Below are 22,739 nucleotides of genomic sequence, written 5' to 3'. Positions count from 1 at the left end.
ACCAACGCACGGCCCACCGCCTGTCGTTCAGCGGCGTGCTCAAGATCCACTCTAGCAGGAAGGCTGACCGGAGCCGAAGCGGACGGGTGCCGGGGCGGATCCCCGGCTGTGGCCTCAGGTCACCCCGAACCCGCTGCGCCGCCGGACCCGTGTGGCCCCAGGACGGCGACGTCCAGCGGGCGCCGCCCCGCGGACAGCCGACGCGTGGTGCCCGTCGCGACGTCGACGACCGTCAGGCCGTTCCAGTGACCGTCCCGCGTGAAGCCCCCGGTGACATAGGCCGTGCGGCCGTCCCGGGACACCGCCACGTCCTCATGGGCTCCCTGCAGCGGGATCACCTGCTCGTCGCCGTTCCGGCGCCTGACCGTGAGGGAGGGGCCCGCGTCGGACGCCGGATCGACAGCACCCGTGCCGACGACGAACAGGGTGCCGTCGGCACCGGCCTCCGCGCCGTGCTGGTGGGTGTTCGCGGTCATCCTCTCCGTGGTCACCCGCCCGCTGCGCGGGTCGGCCACGGCGAGCCGCTCGCCCTCGAAGGGCAGCAGCAGTCTGCCGTCCGAGGGACGCACGACCGTGTGGTGCGGCTTGAGCCAGGAGCCGAGACCGCCTTCGGTTCCGTAGGGCGCCACCTCTACGCGGCGTGGCCGCCCGCCGTCCGTGGGAACCACCGTGACGTCGAAGGAGTCGTGTCCCGTGGCGTACACCTCGCGCCCGTCGCGCGAGACGTCGACGTCCATGGGGCGGCGGCCGACCGGGGCGGTGCGGATCACCTTCCGAGTACGGGTGTCGATGGTCTCCAGCACACCCGGTCCCCCGGGTACGTTGACCCCGACGTGGACGTGACGGCCGTCGGGCGAGAGGGCGATGCCCATGCCGCCGCCGCGGTACTCGCCGTGCGTCACCGGGCCGAGGCGGTCCTCGGGAGTCGCGTACGGGACACGGGCGGTCAGGCGGCGGGTGTGCGTGTCGACGACGGCGACCGCGTCCGCCGTGGCCACCCACGCACGGCCGTCCTTCCCCACCGCCAGGCCGTACGGGGCGGTGCCGACCACCACCGAACCGGTCGGCCCCCGTCCGGGATCGACGAAGGTGACGGTGTCGGCGGCGAAATCCGTGACCAGCAGGCTCACCTGTGGGGCGCCCGGGGAGATCGTCGCCCCTGCTCCGGCCGGGCCGCTTCGCCGGTCGGCCGGTGCCGCTCCCGTGCCTCCGCCGGTATGTGTAGGTCCCGCGCATCCCGCGAAAAGAGCCGCGGCGGTCAGCCCCAGCAGGGCCGTGCGCGCCCTCGTGCCCCGGCCGCCGGCAGCTCCGCGCCGTGGGGGAAGCCTCGTTGCGCGGCGTACGGCGGCGGTGCCGCCGGCTCCGGCGGCCTCCGGAAGTCCGGGGTCGTGGGCGTTCACGACGGTCCTCCCTCTTGTTGTGCGCGGTGTTGTTCCGTGTGGGCGTTGCCGGTCGGAGTTCATCCAAGTGGACGTGGGAACTGGGGGTCGTCCGTATGGACGTTGCGGCCGGGATCTGTCCGTATGGACGTCGCGGCCGGAATCTGTCCGTATGGCCGACGTGATCGGGATCTGTCCGTAGTGCCGGCGTGGTCGGGCTTGACGGACGGGCGCCCTCCGCCGGGCCCGTCGGGAGCCCGGCGGAGGGCGCACGCGGGTCAGCGGCTCAGCGCGGTGACGCCGGCCCGGGCGAACTTCTCGTCCAGGTCGCCGCTGGGGGCGCCCGCGACGCCGATGCCCGCGACCGGTGCGCCCTTGACGGCGACGGGGGCGCCGCCCGCGAGGAAGAGGGTGCCGGGGATGTCCTTCAGATTCGGCGCACTCTTCAGGCGCTCGACGAGTTCGGAGGTCGGCGCGTTCCAGGAGACGGCCGTGAAGGCCTTCTGCTCGGCCGACTCGTACGACTGCGGCCCCGCGCCGTCGCCGCGCAGCGTGACGAGGGTGTTCCCGTTGCGGTCCACCACGGCCACGGAAACGCGCTGGCCTTCCCTCTCGGCCGCGTCGAGGGCGGCCCGCGCGGCCCGGGTCGCGGCGTCGATGTCCAGGTGCGTGGTGCTGACCAGGTCGCGGGGCGCGGCATCGGCCCGTACGGAGGCCGGCACGGTTCCGGCGGCGGGCGCGGCGGGCGCGGCGGCGCTGGCGGACACGGCGCCGATGGTGCCGGCGGCGAGGATCGCGGCGGCGCTGCCGGCGATGACACGGGTGCGCTTCGAGACATCGCTGAAGGCGTTGAGGTTGATGTGCTTCACGTCGACTCCTGTAGTGGGTCGGGCAGGTGTGCTCCGGCGCCCGGAGGTGGGCCTCCGGGTGTTCGGTGTGCCGGGTGTGCCGGGAGCAGGTGGCCCCTCGGCGGCCGTGATCCATCGTGGTGGCGGGGACGGCGTCGGCCCGTCGGCCGAGCGGCTGCACACGCCGTGCTGGTCGGCCGAGGCCTGTGTCATCCGATCGGTTGACCCCGGACCGCCCAGGAGGGACGAAAATGGCGGTGTTCCCAGTTCAGCTCGGTTCGATGAGGAAGGCGGAAGCACGGTGCAGACCCCCCGTCCCGGCCGCACGGAGCCCGTGGCGGGCGGTGCGAAGGCCGCGCTCGCCGACGACACGGGGGCGCGACGGCTCGCCGCTGTCATGCACGTCGTGTTCTTCCTGCTGCTCGGCGCCGCCGCGGTCAGGTTCGTCCAGCGTCACGGACAGGAGCCGCGGCTGCCCCTCGTGCTGGGTCTCGCCGCGGCCCTCGCCCTGCTGTACGTGCTCGGTCCGGCCCTCGGGCACCCGTCGTACGCCTCCCGCGCCGGCACGCGGGCGGCGCCCGGCGCGTCGCGGCTGTCCGTACCCGCCGTCCGCCGTCCGCTGTGGCTCGGCTCGGTCGTCACCGTCTGGGCCGTCCTGGTGGCCCTGGCGCCCAGCTTCTCGTGGTGTGCCGTACCCCTCGTCTACACGGCCCTGCGTACGCTGCCGTCGCGCGCCGCGTACGTCCTCGTGGGGCTGCTCACCGCGTTCGTCGTCCTCGCCCAGCTCCGGCTCGCCCCGCGTCCCGACCTGGACCTCGTCATCGGTCCCGCGGCCGTCGCGGCCCTGGCCACCAGCGTGTTCGCCCACATGGAGGGTCAGGCCGCCCGGCAGGCCGGGCTCATCGACGACCTGGTCCGGACCCGGCGGGAGCTGGCCGCCACCGAACGCCGCGCGGGCGCCCTCGCCGAACGGCAGCGACTGTCGATGGAGATCCACGACACGCTCGCGCAGAGCCTGTCCAGCCAGCAGATGCTGCTCCAGGCGGCCGACCTGGTGTGGGACACCGATCCAGAGAGGGCCCGCGCACACCTCCGCACCGCCGAGTCGGTCACCGGGCACGGCCTCGCCGAGGCGCGCCGCTTCGTCCACGACCTGGCACCCGCCGACCTCGCGGCGGCCGGCGGCGTCGAGGAGGCGCTGCGCGCACTCGCCGCCCGTGAGTCCGGGCCGGCCCTCACCGTCCGTTTCCACGCCGAAGGCACGAGCACGCCGCTGCCCGACCGGGTACAGGCCGCCCTGCTGCGTATCGCGCAGGGTGCCCTCGCCAACGTCCGCGAACACGCCGGAGCGCGCACGGCCGCGGTCACTCTCACCCGCCTCGGCGACGAGGTCGTCCTCGACATCGCCGACGACGGCCGGGGCTTCGTCCCCGGTGCGCGGGCCCGGCCCGCCGGGGTGCGCGGACACGGCCTGCCCGCGATCCGCGCCCGTGCGCGGCAGCTCGGCGGCACGCTCACCGTGGAGTCCGCTCCGGGCGACGGCACGGTCCTGTCCGTGTCGCTCCCCGCACGCGGACCGCGCGGAACGGAGCGCGCCGCCACCGACCGGGCCCGGCCCCACCCCGCGCGGCAGCCGGATGCCGCCGCCCGGCCGGACACCGTACTGGAGGAATCGTGAACCCGCCCGCCGTCCGTCTCCTGGTCTGCGACGACCACGCCGTCGTACGCGCCGGCCTCCTGGCCCTGCTCGGCAGCGCACCCGGCATCGAGGTGGCGGGGGAGGCCGGCAGCGGGGAGGAGGCGGTCGCGCTTGCCACGAAGCTGGCCCCCGACGTCGTCCTGATGGATCTCCAGCTCGGCGCGGGCATGGACGGCGCGGAGGCCACCCGCCTCATCACCGCGGCGCCGGACGCCCCGCGCGTCCTGGTCCTCACCACGTACGACACGGACGCGGACATCACCCGCGCCGTCGAGGCCGGAGCCACCGGCTACCTGCTGAAGGCGGAGCGCCCCGAGGAACTGTTCGCCGCGGTCCATGCCGCCGCCCGGGGACGGCCGACGCTCTCGCCGCCGGTCGCCGACCGCGTCATGGCCCGGATGCGCAGTCCCCGGCCCTCCCTCACCACCCGCGAGCGGGACATCCTGGCGCAGCTCACCCAAGGCCTGGGCAACCGCGAGATCGCCCGCGCCCTGTTCATCAGTGAGGCCACGGTCAAGACCCACCTCCGCCGCATCTACGACAAGCTGGGCGTGGAGACACGCGCGGGGGCGGTCGCGGTGGCCAAGGAACAGCGGCTGCTGGCCTGAGACCGGCGTCCCCGCCGACAGCTGGACAGCCTGACGGGTCCCCAGCCGTACCGCGGGATTACCGCGGGCCCATGCTGACCCCGCGTGTCCCACCTCCCCACACGTAGCACGCACCGCGTGGTCATCCGCGAACGCGGCATCGACGGCTCGCCGGTCAACCAGTACGCCCCCTTCATCTGTGGAACGACACCGGTCTATCTGTGGAACGACACCGGTCTACCTGTGAACTACACCGGTCTACCTGTGAACTACACCGGTCTACCTGTGAACTACACCGGTGCGATGGTCCACTTCCTGGTCGGCGGCGGCGGATTCCAGAACAGCATTCGTGACTTCGGCCCCCGGCCCCCCGGTCTCGAAGGCGTTTCCAGGTGGCCGGGACCAGCCGGGCGACTCCCGCGGAAGCAGGGACGGTCACGCACGGCCATTGACCTGAACATGGCGGCTGCTCATCATCGTGGGAGCGCTCCCAGAAGGGCGCCGTGGGAGTGCGCGACCGTACACGGGAGGACTGCCGCCGGGCGGTGGGCTCTCCAGACCGGATCCATGCCCGGATTCATGCCCGGATTCGTGCCCGGGGCCATGCCCGGCTTCATGCACGGGTTCGTGCTCATTCGCTTCGCAGAGGGGACACGCTGATGCTGCTCGCACACCGTCTGCCCGGCCGGTCCAGACCCGTCCGGTCCCTGGCCGCCGCGCTGGCCTGCGCTGCGGCCTTGGCCACAGCGGTGACCGCCCGGACGCCGGCTGCGGCCGATCCGGCCGAGGAACCGGCCGTCGAGGTCTCGGTGAACGCCACGCTGGGGCTGGGGACGATCGACGAGGCGGCCTTCGGAGTCAACCACGCGATCTGGGACTCGCACATGAACGATCCCGAGGTCGCGACGCTGCTGGACGACGCCGGGATCGGGATGATGCGCTACCCCGGCGGCTCCTACGGCGACATCTACCACTGGAAGGACCACACCGCCCCCGGCGGCTATGTCGCACCGAACACCGAGTTCGACAAGTTCATGGGCACGGTACGGGCCACCGGCTCACAGCCGCTGATCATCGCCAACTACGGCACCGGCACCCCGGAGGAGGCCGCGGACTGGGTCCGGTACGCGAACGTCACCCGCGACTACGGCGCCAAGTACTGGGAGATCGGCAACGAGATCTACGGCAACGGCCACTACGGCAGCGGCTGGGAAGCCGACGACCACCCGGACAAGAGCCCGCGGGAGTACGCGCGCAACGTCCTCGCCTACGCCAAGGCGATGAAGGCGGTCGACCCGACCATCAAGATCGGCGCCGTTCTGACCACACCGGGGGACTGGCCCGACGGAATCACCGGCCCCGGCGACTCCGCCGACTGGAACCACACCGTGCTGTCCACGGTCGCCGGCACCATCGACTTCGCCGTCGTGCACTCGTACCCCGGCGGCGCCACCGCGGACGAGGCCCTGGACCGAGTCGCCCGCATGCCGGGGCAACTGCGCGAGGTCCGCCGGCAGATCGACCGCTACGCCGGGGAGCGCTCCGCCGAGATCGGCATCGCACTGACCGAGGTCAACTCCAACGTCCAGCAGAACAGCCGGCCCAACGGCCTGTTCGCCGCGGACGTCTACATGACCGCCCTGGAGAACGGCGTCTTCAACGTCGACTGGTGGAACACCCACAACGGGCCGACCCAAGTGAGCACGGTGGACGGCGAGACCGACTTCAACGACTTCGGCCTGCTCTCCAGCGGCGGTTGCGTCGGGGAGGTCTGCCAGCCGCCGGTCAACACGCCGTTCCACCCCTACTACGGCATCAAGTCCCTCACCGCGCTCGGCGGCCCGGGCGACACCATGGTGGCCTCCGCGTCCGACAGCGACCAGGTCTCGGTCCACGCCGTGCACCAGGCCGACGGCGACCTGAGCGTCATGATGATCAACAAGGACCCCGACCACTCCTACCCGGTGGACATCGAGTACGCCGGCTACGCCCCGGGCTCCGGAACACCGGTCGTCCACCGCTACGCCCGCGGCGACACCGACGTCACACGGGTTCCCGCGCCCGCGGACGGCTCCCAGGTCCTGCCGCCCTATTCGATCACCACCGTCACCGTCTCCCCACGCACCGGAGAGGCGGCCGCCGGCGCGCCGGGCGCCCCGAGACTCACCGCGGTGGACAGTTCCACGGCCACCCTCACCTGGTCCGCGAGCACCCGCGGCACGCCGGTGCGCTATGAGGTCTACGAGCAGCTCGGCGCCAACGCCCAGCTGCTGGCCGACTCGACCTCCACCTCGGTGACCCTGCGCAACCTGCCCCCGGGGTCCGAGCACACCGTCAATGTCGTCGCCCGGGACGCCGACGGCCGGCTGTCCCGGCCCTCCGCACCACTGACCTTCACCACGACCTCACCACGGGACAGCACCTGCCTGGTGACCTACCACGTGGACACCAGCTGGAGCAGCGGCTTCGTCGCCTCGGTGACCGTCTCCAACCTCGCCGACACCCCGGTCGACGGATGGACTCTCGGCTTCAGCTGGCCCTCCACCGGCCAGTCGGTCCAGAGCTTCTGGAACGCGAAGGTCACCAGTGACGGAAAGCGGGTCCACGTTACCGACAACGGTCAGAACGCGGTCCTGGCGCCCGACGGCGGCTCGACGGCCACCTTCGGATTCGTCGGCGCCAACGAAGGGGCGAACCCCGCTCCCACCACCTTCACCCTCAACGGCACCGTCTGCCGCACCGCCTGAGCAGGTCTGCCGACGCGACGTCCCCGGCCGGCACCCCTGCCGGCCGGGCCGTCTCCCCGCCCGCCGTGTCCTCGACTGACATGTCCTCGGCTGACGTGGTGCGTCGCCGAGCGGGAAGCGGTCGGTGTGCGGGCGGGGCCACGCCCAGCCGCCGAGAGACGGACAGCTCCCCGCGACCACGGTGGGAATCGCGATCGCGGGGAGCTGTCGGTGTGACACGCGTCAGCCGGCCCGGCGGGGCAGCACCTGGATGGTGTCGCCGACCGCCCGCTCACCCGCGGCGTCGGAGGGCCTGTTGACCAGGACCCCGTTGACGGCCATGGCGGTCGAGCCGCCGCCGTCGAGGTTGAGTGCGTTCACGGCGCCGAGCGAGCGCATGAAAGCGGCGGCCTCCTGGAGGGTGAAACCTTCGCTGCCGCCGGACAGGCGACCGTCCACCGTGGCCAGGATCAGCCGGCCCTTGGCATCCACGCCGGCCATGGTGCGAGGCTGGCGGGCGTTCGCCCATGCGTAGCCGTAGGACAGGTCGGACGGGGCGAGGACACCCTCGGTCGCCGCGTCGATGCTGATCCGGCCGTCACGTACGAGGGTGGGGGCGGCGCTCACGATGCTGTCGTCGCCGTCGAGCCGCACCTGCCGGCCCTTGGTGTCGCGGATGACGTCCGACACGCCGATCCGCTGTCCGGTGCGGGCGTGCGCGGTCAGCCAGTCGGCGGCCGATCCGATGCCCTGGAGCACGGTTCCGTCGGCCGGGACCGTGCCCCCGCGCTCACCCACCGACACCACACGTCCGGCGTCGTCCAGCACGACCTGCGAGCCGGTACCGGTGGGCAGTGACGCCCCGAACTTGTCGGTGAACAGCACCAGGTCGTTCGGCGTCCGGCAGGTGACGTCCTGCCAGGGCCGCTCGCTCGGGGTCGCCCCCGGTCGCCCGCAGTTGCGGATGAGACCGGGCACGCGGTTGATGCCCTGGGCCTGGTGACGGGCCGCGCCCGCGCGCACGGTGACGGTCGTCGTCAGGTCCGCCACCCGCACACGCCGGCCGCCGTCCCCGATGATCAGCGCCGCCCGCGATCCGGCGGCCATCGACTCCAGCCGGCCACGGTCCGCGCTGAGGCCCGCCGTCGTGCCCTGGACACCGTCGGCGTTGGAGGTGACGAAGAACCCGGCGTTGACGCCGACCAGGGAACCGAGCTTCGTGGCGACCGACGACGTGGTCACCCGATCCGCGGCGTTGCCGCCGTGGGTGCCCTCGACAGTGCCCTTGAAGACACGCGGATCGACGACCGTGACGTGCACGTTCTGGCGGTCGGCGGGCTGCTCGGCGTCGTAGCCCGTCCAGTCGACCGCGGTGCGGAAGCCCGCCGCCGTGACCGCCTGCGCGGCGGTGCGTGCCTCCGCCTGGGTGGCGTACGAGCCGATCCTCACCCGCACACCCATGGTGCCCCGCGGGGTGTCGGTGTAGCGGGGCCAGCGCACCGTCTCCACCCGCGGTTCGAAGCCGCCGGCCAGCAACTGCTTCCTGGTGGTGTCGGCCCAGTCCTGCGATCCCACCGCCGCCCATGTCGCGGCGCCGCTGAGGTGCCCGGTGGCCGGGGCCTGGACGGTGATCGTCCAGGAGGGCTTGGCGGCGGAGTTGACTATGGTGGCGCTGCGCACCTGCACGCCCGGCGCGATCGTCCGCGTCGTCCAGGAGGGGGCGCCTGCGGCCTGGACGGCAGTCGTGGACGTGGTCGCGGTGGCCTGCGCCGTCTCCGCGATCCCGCCCGAGGTGATGACAGCCAACGCGGCTGCGGAGCCCATCAGAACACGTGCCCGTGCGGCGGACCGGGTGTACTTGAGAATCATGGTTTCCTCTCGTTCTCGCGGCGAGCGACCACGCACGTACCGGTCTTTCAGCCACTGTCCGCAGGCGATCTCAGCTGGCCTGTGGAGCGGCGTGCATGCCCCGAAGCGACAGTGCACGGAACAATCGGCGAACAACTCTGCTGGAGACAGGGGAAGGCACACATGCATCGTGGCGACAGTGCAAGAAACAGTCGAGACGCGTCCTGTGAACTCCCCGGCGAGAGGCCGCCGTAACCGGCCCGCGTCGGCACGTCGAGCGGGCCTGTCGCACTGTCCGGGTCAGCCGGGTGTCCGGCCACCGCAACGACTGCACGGCGTAAGGCGATCGGTGCCGGTGGGCGGAGCGTCGATGAGGGCCTCTCGGGTCGAAAGACTCCGGGACGGTGTCCCTCCACCGCCTGCACAGGACCGGCGGCGCGCCCCCGGCGAGCATGCCGGGACGGAGCCCGCCGGCACCACCGCTGTCTGCGTGCGGGCGTGCTCGGAGTCCGTCCGCCGGCGCCGGCCACCGCCCGAAGTGCTGTACATCTGCTGCCCGTGTCCGGGCTCCGGTCCCTTCCTGGCCGTCTACGCGGCGTAACCGTTCGACCGGTGGACTCGACCCTGCGCCGCACGCATCAGCCTGGCCCGCTGTACGAGGGACATGGCGGCCCTGTCCCACTCGGGGTACCCGAAGGCGAACCCGGCCGCGCGCAGCCGACCCGGCACCACTCGACGGCTCTTGAGCAGCAGCTCCGTGTCCGAGCGCAGCGCGAACGCGCCCAGCTCGGCCATCCAGCGGGTCGCCGGCAGCCCCACCGGGACACCCCAGGCCGTGCGCAGCGCCCGCATGAAGTCACGGTGCGGAAGCGGGGCGGGCGAGGCGAGGTTCACCGGTCCCTCCAGGTCGTCCCGGCCGATCAGGAACTCCACCGCCCGTACGAAGTCGTCGTCATGGATCCAGGAGACGTACTGCGCGCCGCCGGCCACCGGACCGCCCAGCCCGAGACGCGCCAGCCACGACAGTACGCCGAACACACCGCCCCGGTCCGGGCTCATGACCATCGCCGAGCGCAGCGCCACCTTGCGGGTCGCGGGAGTGGGTGCCTCGGCCTGCGCCCGCTCCCAGTTCTTCGCGATCTCGACGCTGTACGCCCAGTAGTCCGGCACCCCGGCCTCCGCGCCGCCGATCACCCCGGTCGCCTCGTCGTGGGCCGCGTCGAAACGGTGGGCGTAGACCGTCGCCGTACTCATCTGCAGCCAGACGCGCGGTGGCCGCGCGGCGGCGGCGATCGCCTCGCCGACCACCCGCGCCGAATCCACCCGGGAATCCATCATGGCCCGCAGGTTCTCGGCGGTGTAACGGCAGGAGACGCTGCGCCCCGCCAGGTTGATCACGGCATCGCAGCCGTCGATCGCCGCGGCCCAGCGGCCGAGCGTGGCTCCGTCCCAGCCGATGTGGTGCGCCCGCACGGGACGCCGGGTCACCACCGTGACCTCGTGGCCGGCCGCTGTCAGCGCACGGTCGAGAATCGTGCCCACCTGTCCGGTTCCCCCGGGCAGCACTACCTTCATCGAACCCCCTCGGCTTCGCTCGGCCTCAGCGTAACCCTCTTTTTTTGAACGCGTTCAACCAGGTGTGGGTTGACCGGTGGCCGGTGGCCGGGGTGCCTCTCGACGGGAGGTCACGCCCCGTCAACGGGACGCGACGGCCCGGCGCGCCCTGGAAAAAAGTCCCAGTGGGACACTTGTCCCACTGGGACATAACAGGTGTACGGTGAAACCATGACGGCAACGGAGCCTCCCAGCAGGCCGGCCGGTCCAGGTGAGGACCGCCGGCGTCGCAAGGCGCGACAGACCCGCGACGCCCTGGCGGCCGCGGCCCTGGAACTGATCCTCGAGCGCGGTCTGGCCGGCACGACGGTGGAGGCGATCGCGGAGCGCGCCGACGTCACACGCCGCACGTTCAGCCGGTACTTCACCGGCAAGGAGGACGCGGCCCTGGACTTCGTCCGCGGCGACGGCGAACGCATCAACGCCCTGCTGCGGGCCCGTCCGGCGGGCGAAGCGCCCCTGTCGGCCTACCGCCGCGCTGTCCGGGGCTGGCTGTCCGACCAGGACAACCCGGCCTCGCACCTGCGCCCGGACATGCGGCGCCTGCTGGTCCTCGTGGACCGCGAGCCCGACCTGTTCGCCGCCTACCAGCGCATCCGGGTCGACGCCCAGGAGGAGTCGGCCCGGATCATCGCCGACCGGCTCGGCATCGCCGACGACGAGCGCGACGTGCGCCCCGCCGTGGTCGTCGACGCCGCCGCCGGAGTCCTCACCGCCGCCCTGCGCCTGTGGGCGCGTGGCACGGCGGGTCACGCCGCGGACGCCGCGGAGCTCGCCTCGCTGGTCGAGCGGGCCTACGACGCCCTGGCCACGGAGGCCGCAACCGCGGTCGCCGAGAGCACAACCGAAGAGTGAGCACAACATGAGCACCACCCCTGCCACCACCCCCGTCACCGACTACGCGACCGAGTTCGCCGGCCGCACCGCGCTGGTCACCGGCGCCGCCTCGGGCATCGGCCTGGCCGTCGCCCGGCGCCTGGCCGCGGGCGGCGCGAACGTCGTCATCGCCGACTACAACGCCGAGGGCGCCGAGAAGGCCGCCGCCGAGCTGAAGGCGGAGGGCCGGGCCGCGGCCGCCGTCGCCCTGGATGTCACCAGCCCGGAGTCCGTCGAGGCGGCGGTGACGTTCGCCGTCGACACCTTCGGCGGGCTCGACCTGGCCGTCAACAACGCCGGTATCGGCGGCCCGAGCGCACCGACGGGCGCGTACGACATCGAGGCCTACCAGCGGGTCGTGCGCACCAACCTGGACGGCGTCTTCTACTCGATGCGCTACGAGCTGCCCGTCATCGAGGCGGCCGGCAAGGGCGGCGCGATCGTCAACGTGGCCTCCATCCTCGGCTCGGTCGCCTTCGCCGGCTCGCCCGCCTACGTCGCCGCCAAGCACGGCGTCGTCGGCCTGACCAAGACCGCCGCTGCCGAGTACGCCGCCAAGGGGATCCGCGTCAACGCCGTCGGCCCCGGCTTCATCGACACCCCGCTGGTGCGCAGCGGCATGGACGAGGACGCGTTCAAGGCCCTGGAGGGGCGGCACCCGGTCGGCCGTCTCGGCCGCAGTGAAGAGGTCGCCGAACTCGTCGCCTTCCTGCTCTCCGACCGCGCCTCCTTCGTGCACGGCAGCTACCACCTGGTCGACGGCGCCTACACCGCTGTCTGAGCGGCTCCGGTGGCAGGCGAACGGCTTTTCGACGAAGGATTGAGAACATGAAGGCACTGCAATACCGCACCATCGGCGCCGCACCGGAAGTGGTGACCGTCCCCGACCCCGAGCCCGGCCCCGGACAGGTCCTGCTCAAGGTCACCGCCGCCGGTGTATGTCACTCCGACATCGCGGTGATGAGCTGGCCGGCCGAGAACTTCCCCTACCCGCTTCCCCTCACCCTGGGCCACGAGGGCGTCGGCACGGTCGCCGCGCTCGGCGCCGGAGTGACCGGGCTGTCGGAGGGCGAGGCGGTCGCGGTGTACGGGCCGCAGGGCTGCGGCCGGTGCGCCAAGTGCGCCGAGGGCAAGGAGAACTACTGCCTGCGCGCCGACGAGCTGGGCATCCGGCCGCCGGGCCTCGGCGCGCCGGGCTCGATGGCCGAGTACATGCTCGTCGACGACGCGCGGCACCTGGTGCCGCTGGACGGGTTGGACCCGGTCGCCGCGGTACCGCTGACGGACGCCGGCCTCACCCCGTACCACGCGATCAAGCGTGCGCTGCCCAGGCTGGTCGCCGGGTCGACCGCGGTGGTCATCGGCACCGGCGGTCTCGGCCACGTCGCCATCCAGCTGCTGCGCGCCCTGACGCCGGCCCGGGTGGTCGCCCTGGACGTGAGTGAGGACAAGCTGCGGCTGGCCCGTGAGGTCGGGGCGCACGAGGCCGTCCTGTCGGACGCCCGCGCCGCCGGGGCCGTGCGGGAGCTCACCGGTGGCGTCGGGGCCGAGGCGGTCTTCGACTTCGTCGGCGTCGAGCCCACCCTCGCCACCGCGGCGGCCGTCGCGGCCGTCGAGGGCGAGATCGCCATCGTCGGCATCGGCGGCGCCACGCTGCCCGTCGGCTTCGGCAGCCTCCCCTTCGAGGTGTCGGTGTACAGCCCCTACTGGGGCAGCCGGAGCGAGCTCGCCGAGGTCCTGGCCCTGGCCCGGTCCGGCGCCGTCTCCGTGCACACGGAGACGTTCTCCCTCGACGAGGCACCTCGCGCCTACGAGCTGCTCCACGAGGGGAAGATCAACGGCCGTGCGGTGATCCTGCCGAACGGCTGACCGTACGCGTCCGGCGGCGGCACGGGGTCCCACCACGGGTCCCGTGCCGCCGCCGCACGCGTACGGTGCCGCTCGGCCCGGCGCCGGCGAAGTCCGTCCATGGCGAGGGGCCGGCGTCGCCACCACCGTGCCCCGTACGCGGTCGACCGCCTACTGCGGCTCTGTCGCGATCTGGATCAGGTTGCCGCAGGTGTCGTCGAAGACGGCGGTGGTGACGTCGCCCATCTCCAGGGGCTCCTGGGTGAAGCGGACGCCGAGGCCGCGCAGGCGCTCGTACTCCGCCTGCACGTCGTCGACGGCGAACTGGGCGAGCGGGATGCCGTCCTGCACGAGCGTGTCGCGGTAGGTCCTGGCGGCCGGGTGGCCGGCGGGTTCGAGGAGGAGTTCCGTGCCGTCGGGCTCGTCGGGCGAGACGACGGTCAGCCACCGGTCCTGCTCGCCCACCGGGACGTCGTGCTTCTTCACGAAGCCGAGGATCTCGGTGTAGAACTGCTCGGCCTTGGCCTGGTCGTCGACGAAGACGCTGGTCATATGGATCTTCACGGGGTGCTGTCCTCCGGTCCGGATGGGTGGGGCACGGGCCATCGTTCGGTTATCTGCCGCAGCGGGGCCGTGTTCAGGTCGTGGAACTTGTAGCGGCCCTCCCGCCTGGTCTCGACGAGCCCGGCGGCCTCCAGCACGGCGAGGTGCTGGGAGACCCCCTGGCGCGAGATGCCGAGCTGATGCTTCATGCTCAGTCGCGAGCAGATCTCGAACAGTGTCTGTCCGGATCTCTCCGTGAGCTCGTCGAGGATGGTGCGGCGGGTGGGGTCGGCCAAGGCTTTGAAGAGGTCGTCGGCCACGACCGCAGGATAGGCAATCGCTCACTTGCCTATCAAGTCGAGGTGCGCTGCTTGGATGGCATCATGCGGCTCACCGCTCACCCAGGGGGTGCGCTTCACCGACGCTCAGTGCGGCGTCCGGGCCGCCCGACCCGGGTGCTCGGGCCGCTGCCCAAGCTCACCCGCGACGACGCCCGGATCTCCGGGATCTCCGACACGGGAGTCCTGTGCTCGCCGAGCACAATGGGTTGCGCGTGTGGACGTGATCGGCACGGCCACCGACGACCTGAAGGGACTGCGACGCATGGCACGACCCAAGGCCTCGGGCACCGCCCGGGTGCCGCTGCCCCGCCGGCCGGCGCCGACGGCCGAGCACCCGGACGCCGTCCTCGCGTCCTCGGGCAAGCGGGCCGTACTGTCGTGGGAGCTGGCCTGCTTCGTCGCCATCGGCATCGCCTCCACCGCGGGACAGGCCCTGCTCTACTGGCTGCTGCGCGGGTGGTGGCCGCCCGCGGTCGCCAACCTCGTCTCCCTGGTGGTGCTCACCGTGCTGAACACCGAGGCGAACCGCCGTCTCACCTTCCGGCACACCACCGCCTCACCGGCCCGGGCGCACCTCGGTGCCGGTGCCCTGTTCGTGCTGGGCTACCTCATGACCTCCGGCGCGGTGCTGTGGTTCAAGAACGCCGACCCGCAGGCTTCGCCGGCCGCGGAGACGCTCGTTCTCGCCTGCGCGTCCGTGGTCGTCACCGCCCTGCGGTTCACCGTCCTGCGTACCTCGGTGTTCCGCGCCCGCACCCGCTGACGGCGTCCGTGTGGAAGAGAGGTGACCGCGATCCGGCGCCGGGGCGCCGGCACGCTGCACTCGCACCGCCGGTCGTAGGTCCGAAGTCCGGGTCCGGAGCCCGATCCGGATCCTCTTGGGCGCTGTCACCTATCGCCCCATGTCTCATTCATGGCCCAGTCACCTGGACGTAGGCGCGGTCCGCTTCGCCCGGCCGAACGCGAAGTACGACGAAGCACGGGCACGGCCCGGTTCCCGCGGCGAACCCCTACTGGCCACAGCACGGTGCCGTCCTCTTCGAGGACCCGGACGGCTGGCTCCTCGTACTGGCCCCCTGGGTATTCGGGGAAGAACCCCCACCGGCCGGCTGAGCAAAGGATCGCAGAGCCGGTCTGACCCCGGTCCGGAGCCGGTCTGACCCCGGACTGGAGCCGGTCCGGAGCCGGTTCGGCCCCGTACGGGCCCCGTACGGGGCCCGTACGGTCGGTGCTAGGCGCCCGGATCGCGCCCGGCACGATGTGACGGCACCGCCTACGTCGGCAGGAAGCGCTCCCGGAACACGCGGTCCGGCGGGACCCCACCCGCGACGGCTGCGGTCGCCACCGTCTCGACGAGGGGAGGCGGCCCGCACACGTAGACGTCCGGGAGTTCGCCCGCCGCGTCCACCGTCCGCAGTGCGTCGGCGACCCGGTCGGCGGGCGTACCGGCCGCCCCCCGCCACCCGGTGCCGGGCCGCCACACGCAGACCTCGTAGGTGAAGGCCCTCGCCTCGACCGCCACCGCCTCGAGTTCGGTCTCGGCGAAGACGTCCTCCGCCTCATTGACCCCGAAGAAGAAGCGGGCGGGCTGGGGCTCCTGCCACTCCGCCATCTGCCGGGCCATCGACAGCAGCGGTGCCAGTCCCGTGCCGCCGGCCACGAACCAGCGCGGCCGCGTTCCCGTCTCGCGCAGGCCGAAGGCGCCCTGCGGGCCGTACACCGTCAGCCGGTCGCCGATGCGGGCCCGGTCGCGCAGGTAGGAGGAGAACAGCCCGCCCGGCCGCAGCCGCACGAAGAGCTCCACGCGGCCGTCCCAGTTGCCGGTGTTGGCGAGCGAGTAGGCCCGCCTCTCCTCCCGGCCGGGCACCCGCACCTCGACGAACTGACCCGCGTCGAACTGGAACCCGGCGCCCTGCTCCTCGTCCTCGTCCAGCAGCAGCTCCAGGCGTACGGTGTCGCGCGCGACCGGCTTCAGCGCGGTGACCGTGCCCTCGCGCACCGGGATGCCGCCGTACAGGATGCGGGAGTTGTCGTAGGGCAGGTCGGCCGTCAACGGCCCGTGCGGGCGGGTGCGGCACAGCAGGACGGCTCCCCCGTCGCGTTCGCCGGGCGGCAGCGCCTGGGGGCTGTGGGTGTCCAGGTCGTACACGCCGTCGGTGACGGTGGCCCGGCAGGAGCCGCAGGTGCCCCGGCGGCACGCGGCGGGCAGGGCGGCGCCCCACGCGGCGGCGGCCTCGAGGACGGTCTGCCCCGGCGCGCACCCGAAGTCGAGGTGCTCCCCGTCGGAGGTGGTCAGAGTCACCGGGCTCACTTCGGTTGCATTGGTTGTGCCGGTTGTGTCGATCGTACTGGTTGCATCGGTTGCATCGGTTGCATCGGTTGCATCGGTTGCTTCGATTGGTGAGGTGGTCATGCGCCGGCCCTCTCCAGCGCCGCCGCGATGTCCGTCTTCGGGTCACCGATGGTGCGCAGCCCGAACCGGTCGACCAGCACGGCCACCAGGCCCGGCGTGAGATAGGCGGGCAGGGACGGGCCGAGGTGGATGCCCCGGATGCCCAGCGCCAGCAGGCTCAGCAGCACGGCCACCGCCTTCTGCTCGGTCCAGGACAGGGCCAGTGTCAGGGGCAGTTCATCGATGCCGCAGCCGAAGGCGTCGGCCAGCGCCTGGGCGATCCTGACGGCGGAGTGGGCGTCGTTGCACTGTCCGAGGTCCAGCAGCCGGGGGATGCCGTCGATGGCGCCGAAGTCGTGCTGGTTGAAGCGGTACTTGGCGCAGCCGAGCGTGAGGACGACCGCGTCGTCGGGAGCGCCGAGGGCGACATCGCGGTAGTAGTCGCGGCCGACCGTGGGCCCGTCGCAGCCGCCGACCAGGAAGAAGTGCCGGATGGCGCCCCGCCGTACCGCGTCGACCACCTGGTCCGCGGCGGCCAGCAGCGCGTCGTGCCCGAAACCGACGGTGATGAACCGCTCCGGGCCTTCCGTCCGGTAGCCGGGCATCGCCTTCGCCGCCTGCACCACGGGGGAGAAGTCGCCGTCCGCGAGGTGCCGGACGCCCGGCCAGCCGACCGGGCCGGTGGTGAAGATGCGCCGGCGGTAGGCGGGGTAGGGCTCGATGATGCAGTTCGACGTCATCAGGATCGGGCCGGGGAACCTGGCGAACTCGCGCTGCTGGTCCTGCCAGGCACCGCCGTAGTTGCCGGCCAGGTGCGGGTAGGCCTTCAGCAGCGGGTAGGCGTGTGCGGGCAGCATCTCGCCGTGCGTGTAGACGTTGATGCCGCTGTCCTTGGTCTGCTCCAGGAGAGCGGCCAGGTCACGCAGGTCGTGGCCGCTGACCAGGATCGCCTTGCCCGCCACGGGGGTGGTACGGACGGCGGTCGGCCGCTGGGGGCCGTACGTGCCGGTGTTGGCGGCGTCGAGCAGTTCCATCACCGCGAGGTTGAGGCGGCCGAGGCCGATCGCCCGGTCCAGCAGCTCGTCGACGTCCGCGGGCTCGCCCGCCAGGTACGCCAGTCCGTCCTCCACGCCGCCGAACACCTCGGTGCTGTGCCGGCCGAGGACGTGGGCGTGGTGGGCGTAGGCGCAGATGCCCTTGAGGGCGTACAGGTGCAGTGAGCGCAGTCCGACCACGTCGGGGCCGACCAGGTCGAGACCGGCGTCCACGCGGAAGGCCGGGGCCTGGGCCAGCAGCCCGTCCAGGTCCGGCGCCGGCTGCCACTCGGCCGGTCCCGTGAGCCGCTCGGGCTCCAGCCCGCGCCCGCGTGCCGCCTCCTCGTAGCGGGCCCGCACCCGGTCCCGTATGTCCGAGGCCTCCTGGAGGAGGGCGACGAAGCGGGTCGGGTTGAAGTTCACGTTGGTGAGCGTGGTGAACACGGAGTACAGGATGAACCCGGCCGCCTCGTCGTTCCCGGCGCCCAGTGCCCGGGCCCGGCTCGCGTACTGGGCGATGCCCTTCACCGAGTGGATCAGCAGATCCTGCACGTCGGCGGTGGCGGGATCCTTGCCGCAGTTGCCCAGTGGGCCGGCGCAGCCGGGGACCGCGCCCGTACGGTCGGCCTGTTCGCACTGGTAACAGAACATGCGGATACTCCTCGGAAGTCGGAAGTCGGAAGTCGGAAGTCGGAAGTCGGAAGTCGGAAGTCGGAAGCCGTCGCTGGTGATGTCACGGACGCTACGGAGCGGGTGCGTGCGGATCCTTGACGCAGATCAAGACGCGCTTGTGACGGGCGTCACCGCCACTCCAGCCGGGCCGCGAGCCGGACCGTGTCGTGCAGGGTGATGCGCCGGCCCCGGACGCTGATCAGCCCGTCGGCGGACAGTCCCTGCAGGGTGCGGGAGAACGTCTCGGGGGTCAGGTTGAGGCGGGAGGCGAGAGTGTGTTTCGCCGCGGGCAGGACGATCTCCCGCACGCGGCCGTCCGTCTCCTCGTCCGTGCGGTGCAGCAGATACCCGATGACCTGCTGCTCGCTGGTGCGCAACGAGTACGACTCCACGTCACCCACCAGGCGCCGCAGCCGTACCGCCATGTTGGCGAGCATGCGGCGGGCGAAGGACGGGTCACGGTCGAGCAGCGCGAGGACGGCCGTGCCGGACACCGACAGCAGCTCGGTGCCGACCAGGACGGTGGCGGTGACCGGATAGCTGATCCCTTCGAACACCACTGCCTCACCGAAGCTCTCCCCGGCCTGGACGATCTCCAGCACCTTCTCCGCACCGTCGGCCGCCGACACCGTGAGCTGCACCTGGCCGCGCAGGACGAAGAAGAAGCCGCGCACGGGGTCGCCCTGGTGGAACAGGACCGAGCCCCGGCCCACCGTCCGGACGTGTGAACCCGAGGAGATGACGGTGAGCTGTTCCCAGGTCAGCCCGGCGAACAGCGGGAGCCGCGGAAGCAGTTCGGACACACTGGAGGTGCTGGGCCTCATGCGCCGGAGTCCTCCCCGAATCGGTGCCCGCACACTTTCCGGCGGACCCTGTGGTTTCAGGGTCGCCGGGGAAGGACCGGCCGGGGCAGGGACCACGGGGCCGTGCCCCGGGGCCGAACGACCCTCCTCCGCCGCCCGCATCGGCTCATCCCGGACTGTTTCGACCGGCACCAGAGGCGCGCGGTTCGTCTGAGGTGCCACGTCGTCCGTGCCGAAGAAGTGAGCGGCCCGGGCGCGAACGCGGACGCGCTCGTCCCGGGCCGCTCACCGGACTCGGCTGAGGATCACATCAGCGGTTGCACCTGGATGTTGCGGAACCGGACCTTGTTCCCGTGGTCCTGCAACCGGATCGCTCCCGCGGCCGGCGTCTCGGAGCGGCCGGACGCGGTGGGTCCGTCGAGGGCGACATCGTCGTGGATCTTCTTGCCGTTCCACATCACGGTCACCCGGGCGTCGGCCGTCTTCTCGCCGCTGTCGTCAAAGCGGGCCGCGCGGAAGACGATGTCGTACGTCTGCCAGGTCTCCGGTGCGGTCGCCGCGTTCACGTCGGGCGCCTTCTTCAGATAGATCGCCCCGGCCTCGTCGGTGTTCAGTGAGGTGTCACCGTAGGAGTCCAGGATCTGGAGTTCGTAGCGGTCCTGGAGGAAGATGCCGCTGTTGCCGCGGTCCTGTCCGGTCACCTCAGGGGGCAGCAACGGGACGCGGAACTCCACATGCAGCTTGAAGTCCTGGTAGGCGTCCTTGGTGCGGATGTCACCGCAGCACACCTCCATCGACTTCTCCTCGGCCGTGGGCCATGCCACCGGCCGTCCGTCCGTGTGCTGCCACTGGTCCTGCGAGGCGTCGGTCCCGTCGAAGAGGGTGACCCGGGCGCCGTGGGGGTGGACGGTGATCAGGTCGAGGTTGACATGGCCGGTGTCGCCGGGGTCGTACCGGTAGGAGATCGAGTTGTGTCCGGCGCGCAGGTTCAGGCGTTCGGTCCTGGTGGACCAGGTGTCCCAGTCGCCGGTGGAGGGGAGCTGGGTCTGCCGCACCTTCTTCCCGTCGGCGTACAGGGAGAGGGACTTGGTGCCCTGGAACGGGTTCGGGCCGTTGGAGTACCGCAGGTTGACGTCATAGGCGCCCGCCTTCGGGACGGTCACGTCGAAGGTCGTGGCGACCTTGCCCTCGGTCGCGTAGCGGTCGACGAACCCGCTGCCGGAGTAGCCGGTGTGGTCGGTGTTGATCCCGGCCTTTCCGGTGAGGCGTGCCTCCTCGGCCTCGTACAGGGTCGCGGCGGGCGGCTGCTTGCCGGGCATGGCGTTGAGCGTGTACCAGGCCTCGGTGTTCCACAGCGTCTCACCGGACGCCGAGGTGAAGGGGCGCGGGGAGCGCACGTGCACCACGCGGTCCGGCTTCAGGCCGTCCAGCCGCAGCCGGACGGTACGGCCGTCCTTCGAAAGGGTCGCCGAGCGCACGGCGAGCTCTTCCTCGGCGATCTTCGGACCGCCGTAGTCGGCGGTCGGCGTGTAGCGCCATTGCTCGGCCTGGTACCGCTCGGCGAGCTGCGAGGCGGTCTCGGCGGAGACGGGCTGGGTGTAGGTCAGGTCGAAGCCGCCCGGCACGGCGCGCATGGTCCTGATGTCGAAGGTGTTGCCGCCGTTGGGCGTCAGCTTCTGCAGGCCGAACCGCAGCTTGCCCTCCTGGCCCCAGTTGCCGTCGGCGCCCAGGCCGCCGGCGTAGATCGCGCCGTCGGGACCGAGGGTGATCCGGTTGACCCCGGCCTCCAGGCCCTGGGTGTAGCGGAAGACGGCGCCCTGGTACTGCCCCTTCACCTTCTCCAGGTAGGCGCGCTGGAGACCGCCGTAGGTGACGTCGCCGATCAGCATCTGACCCGCGAACTGACCCTTCCTCAGCAGCAGGGGAGTGGAGGGGGAGTTGCCGATCTCGTTCTGCGGGAGCCACAGCACCGGTTCGGTGACAGGGGAGTCCTCGAAGGATCCCGCGGGTTCCGTGTAGTGGTTGAAGAAGCGGTCCTGCTTGATGTGCACGAGCTTCGACGCGGGAAGCCATCCGCCCTGGTTGTCGGTGGCGAAGAGACCGCCGTCGGGCCCCCAGCCGAGTCCGTTGGGCGTGCGCAGACCGCCCGCGATCGGGGTGATCCGGCCGGTCTTCGCGTTCACCTTGTACGTGGTTCCGCGGCCGGGCGCGGGCTGCGGAACGGTGGTCGCGCCACCGAGGTCGATGGCGACGGAGAGGTTCACGTAGAAGTGGCCGTCGCGGTGGAGCAGGCCGAACGCGAACTCGTGGAAGTTCCCTCCGTACGGCCACGTGGCGACCGTGCGGTACTCGTCTGTCACGTCGTCGCCGTCCCGGTCGACGAGCCGGGTCAGCTCGTGCTTCTGCGAGACGTACAGGGAACCGTCGACGTACTTGATGCCCATGGGCTCGCGCAGCCCGTCCGCCACCTTCTTGACGGTGACCTTCTCCCGGCTGGTCGCGCCGGTGACGTTGTCCAGCAGGTACACCTCTCCGGCAACGTTGTCGCTGCCGCCCCACGTACTGATCGCGAGCCGCCCGTCGGGCAGCCAGTCCATGCCGCTGACCTGCGGTTCGAAGCCGTCGGGGCGGAGGTCGGTGAGGGTGAGGTCGGGGCGTACGTCGGTCAGCGGCAGGCCGTCGCCGGGAGAGTCCCCGCTCGCCTCGCACTCCTTGCGGCCCGGTGCCGTCACCCGGACGACGCCGGCGTCGGTGCTCAGCGCCTCACGCGGTACGACGGTGAAGTCGCTCGCACCGGGCGGCCTCCAGGAGAGCTGCAGCTGCTGCCCGCCGTCGCGTTCGAAGTGCTCGATGCGCAGGGGGTGCGACCCGGCGGTGAGGTGGACCGTGCCGTCCTTGGGCTCCGCGCCGTGCAGCCCGTCGTGGTCGATCACCGTGGTGCCGTCGATGGTCAGTCGTGAGCCGTCGTCGCTGGTGAGGCGCAACACATAGCTGCCGTCGCGTGGCGCGACCAGGTAACCGGTCGCCTCCGTCACGAAGTTGTCGGAGAACCCGCCGAAGTCGGCGGGTGTGGACCAGTCGACCGTCGGCATCAGTGCGTCGTGGTTGGGGGTCTGTGCCGGCTTCAGGGTGCACAGCTTGCTCAACGGCGTCTGCACGTCGAACACGCGCAGTGTGATGCCGGGCTCCTGGGGAGGGATCTCCGCGGAAGCGGCCGAGGAGGTCGGGGCGGCCCAGACGCCGCCGGTGAGAATGCTCGAGGTCAACAGGACGACGAGGCGTCTTCGGGCACGCGATAACAGGCGTTGGCGCATTGGTCCTCCGGGTCGTGGGGACCGGACCGTGCCGGATTTCGCTCCGGTCTCATGCGGTATGGCTGCAGTTCCGCCGTCAAGGTAGAGGGCTTCTGCTTGACATGTCCATACTTTGTCAGCGGAGAGTTCAAAGTACGGTCGTGTGCGGTGCAGAGCCGGTCTCATGAGCCTGATCAGTGCTGCCCGGCGGGGCATGGACCTGGCACGCAGCCCGG

General features: G+C 71.8%; 18 protein-coding genes and 1 pseudogene. 9 read left to right on the top strand and 10 right to left on the bottom strand.

What is annotated here, in order from left to right; translation table 11 throughout:
* Positions 1–119: 119 nt before the first annotated feature.
* Positions 120–1,400, bottom strand: a complete 1,281-nt coding sequence (locus IE242_RS07255; protein ID WP_373299475.1) for a YncE family protein — start codon at positions 1,398–1,400, stop codon at positions 120–122.
* A gap of 257 nt (positions 1,401–1,657) precedes the next feature.
* Positions 1,658–2,239: a GlcG/HbpS family heme-binding protein gene (locus IE242_RS07250; protein WP_189857513.1), complete on the bottom strand. Its 582-nt coding sequence runs from the start codon at positions 2,237–2,239 to the stop codon at positions 1,658–1,660.
* 385 nt (positions 2,240–2,624) lie between these two features.
* Between IE242_RS07250 and IE242_RS07245 the strand changes: the two genes are divergently transcribed.
* From IE242_RS07245 to IE242_RS07230, 4 genes are all read left to right on the top strand, one after another.
* Positions 2,625–3,905, top strand: coding sequence for a sensor histidine kinase (locus IE242_RS07245; protein WP_189857511.1), 1,281 nt, complete (start codon positions 2,625–2,627; stop codon positions 3,903–3,905).
* Positions 3,899–4,534, top strand: a complete 636-nt coding sequence (locus IE242_RS07240) for a response regulator (RefSeq protein ID WP_506417243.1) — start codon at positions 3,899–3,901, stop codon at positions 4,532–4,534. The genes IE242_RS07245 and IE242_RS07240 overlap by 7 nt, the downstream gene beginning before the upstream one ends.
* A 117-nt stretch (positions 4,535–4,651) precedes the next feature.
* Positions 4,652–5,173, top strand: a complete 522-nt coding sequence (locus tag IE242_RS39070) for a hypothetical protein (RefSeq protein WP_373299474.1) — start codon at positions 4,652–4,654, stop codon at positions 5,171–5,173.
* A complete protein-coding gene (locus IE242_RS07230) occupies positions 5,173–7,260 on the top strand; it encodes a cellulose binding domain-containing protein (protein ID WP_189856595.1) in 2,088 nt (695 codons plus the stop codon). The genes IE242_RS39070 and IE242_RS07230 overlap by 1 nt, the downstream gene beginning before the upstream one ends.
* Positions 7,261–7,482: 222 nt before the next feature.
* Here the strand turns inward: IE242_RS07230 and IE242_RS07225 are convergent, their stop codons facing one another.
* Positions 7,483–9,108 (bottom strand): phosphodiester glycosidase family protein, encoded by a 1,626-nt coding sequence (locus IE242_RS07225; protein WP_189856593.1) that lies wholly within the window; start codon positions 9,106–9,108, stop codon positions 7,483–7,485.
* A gap of 567 nt (positions 9,109–9,675) precedes the next feature.
* A complete protein-coding gene (locus IE242_RS07220; protein WP_189856591.1) occupies positions 9,676–10,662 on the bottom strand; it encodes a TIGR01777 family oxidoreductase in 987 nt (328 codons plus the stop codon).
* 210 nt (positions 10,663–10,872) lie between these two features.
* On the opposite strand from IE242_RS07220, the gene IE242_RS07215 reads away from it, so the two are divergent.
* The 3 genes from IE242_RS07215 to IE242_RS07205 are packed head-to-tail and all read left to right on the top strand — an operon-like array spanning position 10,873 to position 13,446.
* Positions 10,873–11,556, top strand: a complete 684-nt coding sequence (locus IE242_RS07215) for a TetR/AcrR family transcriptional regulator (protein ID WP_189856589.1) — start codon at positions 10,873–10,875, stop codon at positions 11,554–11,556.
* A gap of 7 nt (positions 11,557–11,563) precedes the next feature.
* Entirely contained in the window at positions 11,564–12,358 is a 795-nt protein-coding gene (locus IE242_RS07210) for an SDR family NAD(P)-dependent oxidoreductase (RefSeq protein WP_189856587.1), read from the top strand.
* 47 nt (positions 12,359–12,405) lie between these two features.
* The gene (locus IE242_RS07205; protein WP_189856585.1) at positions 12,406–13,446 is read left to right on the top strand and encodes an NAD(P)-dependent alcohol dehydrogenase; all 1,041 of its coding nucleotides are present in this window, start codon (positions 12,406–12,408) and stop codon (positions 13,444–13,446) included.
* Between the two features lie 150 nt (positions 13,447–13,596).
* Here the strand turns inward: IE242_RS07205 and IE242_RS07200 are convergent, their stop codons facing one another.
* Together IE242_RS07200 and IE242_RS07195 are read right to left on the bottom strand one after the other, a co-directional pair.
* A complete protein-coding gene (locus tag IE242_RS07200) occupies positions 13,597–13,989 on the bottom strand; it encodes a VOC family protein (protein ID WP_189856583.1) in 393 nt (130 codons plus the stop codon).
* Entirely contained in the window at positions 13,986–14,288 is a 303-nt protein-coding gene (locus tag IE242_RS07195; RefSeq protein ID WP_189856581.1) for an ArsR/SmtB family transcription factor, read from the bottom strand. Before IE242_RS07195 ends, IE242_RS07200 begins: the two co-directional genes overlap by 4 nt.
* 283 nt (positions 14,289–14,571) lie before the next feature.
* On the opposite strand from IE242_RS07195, the gene IE242_RS07190 reads away from it, so the two are divergent.
* Both IE242_RS07190 and IE242_RS39065 read left to right on the top strand, forming a co-directional pair.
* Entirely contained in the window at positions 14,572–15,072 is a 501-nt protein-coding gene (locus IE242_RS07190; protein ID WP_229858390.1) for a GtrA family protein, read from the top strand.
* A gap of 254 nt (positions 15,073–15,326) precedes the next feature.
* Positions 15,327–15,422 (top strand): annotated as a pseudogene (locus tag IE242_RS39065) (VOC family protein); the annotation flags it as partial.
* 160 nt (positions 15,423–15,582) lie between these two features.
* Here the strand turns inward: IE242_RS39065 and IE242_RS07185 are convergent.
* The 4 genes from IE242_RS07185 to IE242_RS07170 all read right to left on the bottom strand — a co-directional run bounded on the left by IE242_RS07185 (position 15,583) and on the right by IE242_RS07170 (position 22,524).
* On the bottom strand, positions 15,583–16,611 hold the full coding sequence (locus tag IE242_RS07185; RefSeq protein WP_229858388.1) for an FAD-binding oxidoreductase: 1,029 nt from the start codon (positions 16,609–16,611) through the stop codon (positions 15,583–15,585).
* 107 nt (positions 16,612–16,718) lie between these two features.
* Positions 16,719–18,386, bottom strand: coding sequence for a hydroxylamine reductase (gene hcp, locus IE242_RS07180; RefSeq protein WP_189856577.1), 1,668 nt, complete (start codon positions 18,384–18,386; stop codon positions 16,719–16,721).
* Positions 18,387–18,535: 149 nt separating this feature from the next.
* Complete coding sequence (locus IE242_RS07175; protein WP_189856575.1) at positions 18,536–19,231, bottom strand: Crp/Fnr family transcriptional regulator; 696 nt, start codon at positions 19,229–19,231, stop codon at positions 18,536–18,538.
* Positions 19,232–19,515: 284 nt separating this feature from the next.
* Positions 19,516–22,524, bottom strand: coding sequence for a 3-keto-alpha-glucoside-1,2-lyase-like domain-containing protein (locus IE242_RS07170; protein WP_189856573.1), 3,009 nt, complete (start codon positions 22,522–22,524; stop codon positions 19,516–19,518).
* Between the last annotated feature and the right edge of the window lie 215 nt (positions 22,525–22,739).

Source organism: Streptomyces poonensis, assembly GCF_014650915.1.
Lineage (GTDB): Bacteria > Actinomycetota > Actinomycetes > Streptomycetales > Streptomycetaceae > Streptomyces > Streptomyces poonensis.
Note: the sequence above shows the minus strand (reverse complement) of the source record. Positions and strands in the feature narration are given on the sequence as shown.

Bases quoted from the DNA above. Each gene is read 5' to 3' on its own strand.
- IE242_RS07245 (WP_189857511.1), top strand. From the start codon at position 2,625: ATGCACGTCGTGTTCTTCCTGCTGCTCGGCGCCGCCGCGGTCAGGTTC.
- IE242_RS07230 (WP_189856595.1), top strand. From the start codon at position 5,173: ATGCTGCTCGCACACCGTCTGCCCGGCCGGTCCAGACCCGTCCGGTCC.
- IE242_RS07225 (WP_189856593.1), bottom strand. From the start codon at position 9,108: ATGATTCTCAAGTACACCCGGTCCGCCGCACGGGCACGTGTTCTGATG.
- IE242_RS07220 (WP_189856591.1), bottom strand. From the start codon at position 10,662: ATGAAGGTAGTGCTGCCCGGGGGAACCGGACAGGTGGGCACGATTCTC.
- IE242_RS07215 (WP_189856589.1), top strand. From the start codon at position 10,873: ATGACGGCAACGGAGCCTCCCAGCAGGCCGGCCGGTCCAGGTGAGGAC.
- IE242_RS07210 (WP_189856587.1), top strand. From the start codon at position 11,564: ATGAGCACCACCCCTGCCACCACCCCCGTCACCGACTACGCGACCGAG.
- IE242_RS07205 (WP_189856585.1), top strand. From the start codon at position 12,406: ATGAAGGCACTGCAATACCGCACCATCGGCGCCGCACCGGAAGTGGTG.
- IE242_RS07190 (WP_229858390.1), top strand. From the start codon at position 14,572: ATGGCACGACCCAAGGCCTCGGGCACCGCCCGGGTGCCGCTGCCCCGC.
- hcp (WP_189856577.1), bottom strand. From the start codon at position 18,386: ATGTTCTGTTACCAGTGCGAACAGGCCGACCGTACGGGCGCGGTCCCC.
- IE242_RS07175 (WP_189856575.1), bottom strand. From the start codon at position 19,231: ATGAGGCCCAGCACCTCCAGTGTGTCCGAACTGCTTCCGCGGCTCCCG.
- IE242_RS07170 (WP_189856573.1), bottom strand. From the start codon at position 22,524: ATGCGCCAACGCCTGTTATCGCGTGCCCGAAGACGCCTCGTCGTCCTG.